The 5,182-nt window shown below is 72.7% G+C and carries 2 protein-coding genes and 1 pseudogene; 2 read left to right on the forward strand and 1 reads right to left on the reverse strand.

Annotated elements, in window-relative coordinates; all coding sequences use genetic code 11:
• Positions 1–67 precede the first annotated feature (67 nt).
• Complete coding sequence (locus SCA03_RS34310; protein WP_030884385.1) at positions 68–256, reverse strand: hypothetical protein; 189 nt, start codon at positions 254–256, stop codon at positions 68–70.
• Positions 257–937: 681 nt separating this feature from the next.
• Here SCA03_RS34310 and SCA03_RS34315 point away from each other — a divergent pair.
• Positions 938–5,113 carry a sensor histidine kinase gene (locus SCA03_RS34315; RefSeq protein ID WP_443098240.1) on the forward strand — a complete coding sequence of 1,392 codons (4,176 nt, stop codon included), beginning with the start codon at positions 938–940 and terminating at the stop codon, positions 5,111–5,113.
• Positions 5,114–5,182 (forward strand): annotated as a pseudogene (locus SCA03_RS34320) (roadblock/LC7 domain-containing protein); the annotation flags it as partial.

Raw genomic sequence — 5,182 nt, forward strand, 5'->3', positions numbered from 1 at the left:
GGGGCGTGGGAAAACCTGGAACTCCAGGTTTTCCCACGCCCCTCAGTGCGTGTGGCTCAGGCGCGGATCACTCGGCGGGTGTGTTCGCCAGAACGGTACGGCGCGGGTTGGCGGTCCTGGTGGGGAGCGCCTCGGTCGCCTCGGCGGCCTCCTGCGCTTCGGCCGGCTGAACCGTCAGCTCGTCGGCGTCCTTGAGATGCGCCAGCGTGGTGCGGCGCGGGTTGGCTATGGTGCGCATCGTCAGGGTGGACTTCACGGCTGCCCTTGTCTCGATCGGCTTGTCACTTCTGCGTGCTCTGTAAACGCCGAGAGTAGGCCCGCTATTCCCCGCCGGAACGTGACCTAGGCAACGTCCGCCCTGTGAGTTTGCTCACGACAGGCCGAGCAAAAGCGACATAAGGAATCGTTGAATCCGGATCAACAATCGGACACAGCGGTCTTACATGGGCAATATGCGCCCTCTACCGGCTAGTTGGGCACCGCGGGCGGCTGTCCCCCTCGTGGGGATAAGTCCAAATTCCGCAATCCGGTTTCTACGTGGTGTGAGTCGTCGGGAGCAAAGCGTCACCGGTTTCCACGGGTTATCCACAGCCCTTGTTGGAGATCCGGCACTGTGCTGGAATTCCACGGACCGCCGCAGGACGAACACAGATCGACGCGCACCGGGCGCGAATCATTACCGCCCCCGATGTACGCCGGTGATGAGGGGACGCGTCGGTCAATCACGACCGCCACGGGGGTTCGGACCCCCACGACTCGATACCGTCCCGCCGTCGCGCGCGGGGGGACGCCTGGTCCAGAGGTTGCGACGCTAGTGCAGGGACGTTTCAAGAGGGATGGCAGCGCTGAGGGGAGCCCGGAGGCGCGCGGCACGGCCGACCGCGGTTCCCAGCCCCAGCGCGCCCAGGACGGCGGCCAGGCCGCTCTCGCCCAGGGGGTGAACGGACCCTCCGCCGGTGGCCCCGCGGGCAAGGCCGGCGGTCCGGCGGACCCCGGTGCCACCCCCGGGAAGGACGGCAAGGGCGGTAAGGGCGGCAAGTCCTCGAAGCCTGCCAAGCCGGCCGGTTCCTCCAAGGGCGGGAACCCCGCCAAGTCCGCGAAGTCCGCCAAGTCCGGGAAGTCCGCCAAGTCCGGCAAGGGGGAGGACGGCCAGGGCGCGCCTGCCGGTGCCTCCGGCCCGTCACCCGTCGACCCCGGCTCCCGGCTCGCCCTGCGCAACTGGCGCATCAGCACCCGCCTCGTCTCCCTGCTGGCGCTCCCGGTCATCGCCGCCACCACGCTCGGTGGCATGCGCATCTCCAACTCGCTCCAGAACGTCGATCAGCTCTCCAACATGGAGCTGCTCACGGAGATGACGGAGAAGGCCACCACGCTGGCCGCCGCACTCCAGGAGGAGCGCGACCGCTCGGCGGGCCCCCTGATCAGCACGGGCAACGAGAAGGACGACGTCGTCGTCGCCCCGCGCGAGGACACCGACGAGGCGATCCAGTCCTTCAGGGAAGCCACCGGCGACATCGACGGCAGCGACAAGGTGATGGCGGGCGTCCAGTCCACCGTCCTGGACATCGCCCGTCAGCTGACGTCGATCAACACGATCCGCGAACGCGCCTACGAGAACCCGGCGTACGTCTCGCAGACGGTCAACGCCTACAACCAGCTCATCGAGTCCCTGCTGTCCCTCTCCCAGGACATGGCGCAGGCGACGAGCAACTCGGAGATGATCCAGAGCACCCGCGCTCTGGCCGCCTTCTCCAGCGCGAAGGAGTACGCCTCCATCCAGCGCGCGATCATCTCCGCCGGTCTGGCGCACGAGCCCACGGCCCAGCTGTCCGAGACGGACCGGCTCTTCGCCAAGACGGCCACCGAGAGTGAACGCGCCGAGCTGAAGAGCTTCCAGCAGATCTACGGCGACGAGAAGACCGCCTCGCTCACCAAGCCGATCGACGGCGGCGACGTCAACGTCACGCTGGCCGACAAGTACCGCGACCGGATGCTGCACAGCACCGACGCGATCAAGAAGGAGAAGCGCACCTACGTCGACTGGATGGATCAGGACGCATCCAAGATCGACAACATGAACAAGATCGAGAAGACCCTGCTCGCGAAGATGGAGCAGCAGGCCCGCGAGCTGAAGTCCGAGGCCCAGCAGGAGGCGCTGCTCAACGGCGCCATCATCCTGCTGGTCCTGGGCATCTCGCTGGTCGGCGCGTTCGTCGTCGCGCGCTCCATGGTCCGCTCGCTGCGCCGGCTCCAGGACACCGCGCAGGACGTGGCCCGCGAGCGGCTTCCCGAGCTCGTCAAGCAGATGTCCGAGGCCGATCCGCAGGACGTGGACACCTCGGTCGAGTCCGTCGGCGTGCACAGCCGGGACGAGATCGGCAAGGTGGCCGCCGCGTTCGACGACGTCCACCGCGAGGCCGTCCGCCTCGCCGGTGAACAGGCGCTGCTGCGGGGGAACGTCAACGCGATGTTCACCAACCTCTCCCGCCGGAGCCAGGGCCTCATCCAGCGTCAGCTGTCGCTCATCTCCGAGCTGGAGTCCCGCGAGGCCGACCCGGACCAGCTCTCCTCGCTCTTCAAGCTCGACCACCTCGCCACCCGCATGCGCCGCAACGGCGAGAACCTCCTGGTCCTCGCCGGTGAGGAGCCGGGCCGGCGCTGGACCCGCCCCGTCCCGCTCGTCGACGTCCTGCGTGCCGCCGCGTCCGAGGTGGAGCAGTACGAGCGGATCGAGCTCAGCTCCGTCCCGGCGACGGAGGTCACCGGCCGGGTCGTCAACGACCTCGTGCACCTCCTCGCCGAGCTGCTGGAGAACGCCACCTCGTTCTCCTCCCCGCAGACCAAGGTCAAGGTCACCGGTCACGCCCTCCCGGACGGCCGGGTGCTCATCGAGATCCACGACACCGGCATCGGGCTCTCCCCGGAGGACCTCTCCGCGATCAACGAGCGGCTGGCCAACCCGCCCACGGTGGACGTCTCCGTCTCCCGCCGCATGGGCCTGTTCGTGGTCGGCCGCCTCTCCCTGCGGCACGGCATCCGCATCCAGCTGCGCCCCTCCGACTCCGGCGGCACAACCGCCCTGGTGATGCTGCCCGTCGACATCGCCCAGGGCGGCGCGGCCCCCAAGGGCAGGCCCGGTGCGCCCAACGGCCAGGGCGGCGCGCCCGCGGCCGGCCGGGGCGGCAAGGGCGGCAACCTCGCCGCGGCACTCCAGCGCGGCCCGCAGGGCAGCCCGGGCGGGCCGCGCACAGGTGCGGGCGCGGGCGCCGAGGGCGGCAACCGGCTCGGCGCCGCTCCGCCGCGCGGCCAGGTCTCGGGCGGTTCCCAGCGGCCCGCGCTGCCCGGCAGCGGCGGCCCGGGCGCCTCGGGCGGTACCGACTTCTTCGGCGGCTCCGCCCCGGCGAACCGCCCCGCCGACGGCTCGTCCCTGCCGCCGCTGCCCACCCGTGGCGCCTCCAACTCCGAGCTGCCGGGCGGCCCGAACGCGGCAGGCTCCGGCAGCCAGGGCGGCCCCGGCCCGTTCGCCCGGCCGCCGCAGCCGGACGGCCCCGGCAGCGCGGGTCCGTTCCCGCAGCAGCAGGGCCCGCAGTCCGGCGGCCCGGGCGGGACGGGCGGGTTCGCCCGCCCCGGCGCGCCCGAAGGCCCGGGCAGCACCGGGCAGTTCCCCCAGCTGTCGTCGGCCGAGGGGCCCGGCAGCACGGCGGAGCTGCCCCGCGTCCCGGCGGAAGGCGAGGACGGCCCCGGCAGCACGGGCCAGTTCCCGCGCGTCCCGGCCCAGGGCGGCCCGAGCACCACCGGGCAGTTCGCCCAGCCACCGCAGCCCGACGGCCCCGGTGGGACCGGCCAGTTCGCACAGCCGGACGGCCCCGGTCAGACGGGCCAGTTCGCGCAGCCCGGGCCGGGTCCGGAGCAGACGGGGCAGTTCGCCCAGCTCGCGCAGCCGGACGGTCCGGGGCAGACGGGCCAGTTCGCGCGGCCGGACGGTCCAGGTGGGACGGGGCAGTTCGCGCAGCCGGACGGCCCTGGTCAGACGGGGCAGTTCGCGCAGCCGGGTGCGGGTCCGGAGCAGACGGGTCAGTTCGCGCAGCCGCAGGGGCCGGGGTCCGGCGGCCCGGGGGAGACGGGCGAGTTCGCCCGCCCGGGCGCGGACGAGGCGTCCACGACCGGCGCGTTCGCGGCTCCGCAGGTGTCCGGCGGCGCACCGTCCGGCCCCGCGGGCGCCTCCGGCGGCCAGGACCGCCCCGTGTACTCCGATCTCGGTCTTCCCGGCGCCTCCGCCGGCCGCCCCACCGGCCCGGACGCGGCCGACGACGCCCGCCCGAGCTGGGCGCGCGGCGGCCAGGGCCCGGGCGAGGACGAGCCGCGCGGGCACGACGAGCCCGAGGGCACGGGCGAACACGTCCGCCCGGACTGGAACGGAGCCGGCGGCTCTCCGGACCCGTCCGCGGCGCAGCCCGGACAGTCGGCACCGTCCGGGCAGTCGGCCCAGCCGGCTCAGCAGAGCCCCCGGCCGGCCCCGTCGGCGGGCGGTCAGGAACCGGCGGACGGCATTCCCGCCGTGCCGCCCGCCCCGGCCGACGCGCCCACGCCGATCTTCGCGTCGATGGAGTCCAACTGGTTCAGCGGCGCCCCGGAGCAGCAGCCCCAGGCGCCCCAGTCCCCGGCGGAGTCCACGCAGCAGATACCCGACGTGGGCACCGCGTCCCAGCCCCTGGGGCCGGGAGCGGGCAGTGTGCCTCCGATGCCGCAGCGCCGCCCGGCGCGTGAGGTCTCGGAGAACGGTCAGGGTGCCGGTGCACCCACCGGCGCGGCAGCCTCTCCGGACAGCTGGTCTGCCTCGCCCAACGACGAACGCTGGCGCCAGGCCGAACAGGTCCGCCAGCCCTCCGCGGGAGGGGTCACGACATCGGGCCTGCCGCGGCGTGTTCCCCGGGCCAATCTGGTCGCGGGTACCGCGCAGCAGCAGTCGTCCCAGCCGTCCGGCCCCCAGGTCTCGCGCGCGCCCGACGACGTGCGTGGGCGGCTGACCAATCTCCGCCGCGGTATCCAGCAGGGCCGGCAGGCCGGTACGGACGGCCGCGGTATCGGCCCCACTTACCAGCAGGAGCGTTAGTTGAGTCCGATGAGCCAGGCGGCGCAGAACCTGAACTGGTTGATCACGAATTTCGTGGAGAACACCCCT

The organism is Streptomyces cacaoi, from assembly GCF_006539165.1.
Taxonomy (GTDB): Bacteria; Actinomycetota; Actinomycetes; order Streptomycetales; family Streptomycetaceae; genus Streptomyces; species Streptomyces cacaoi.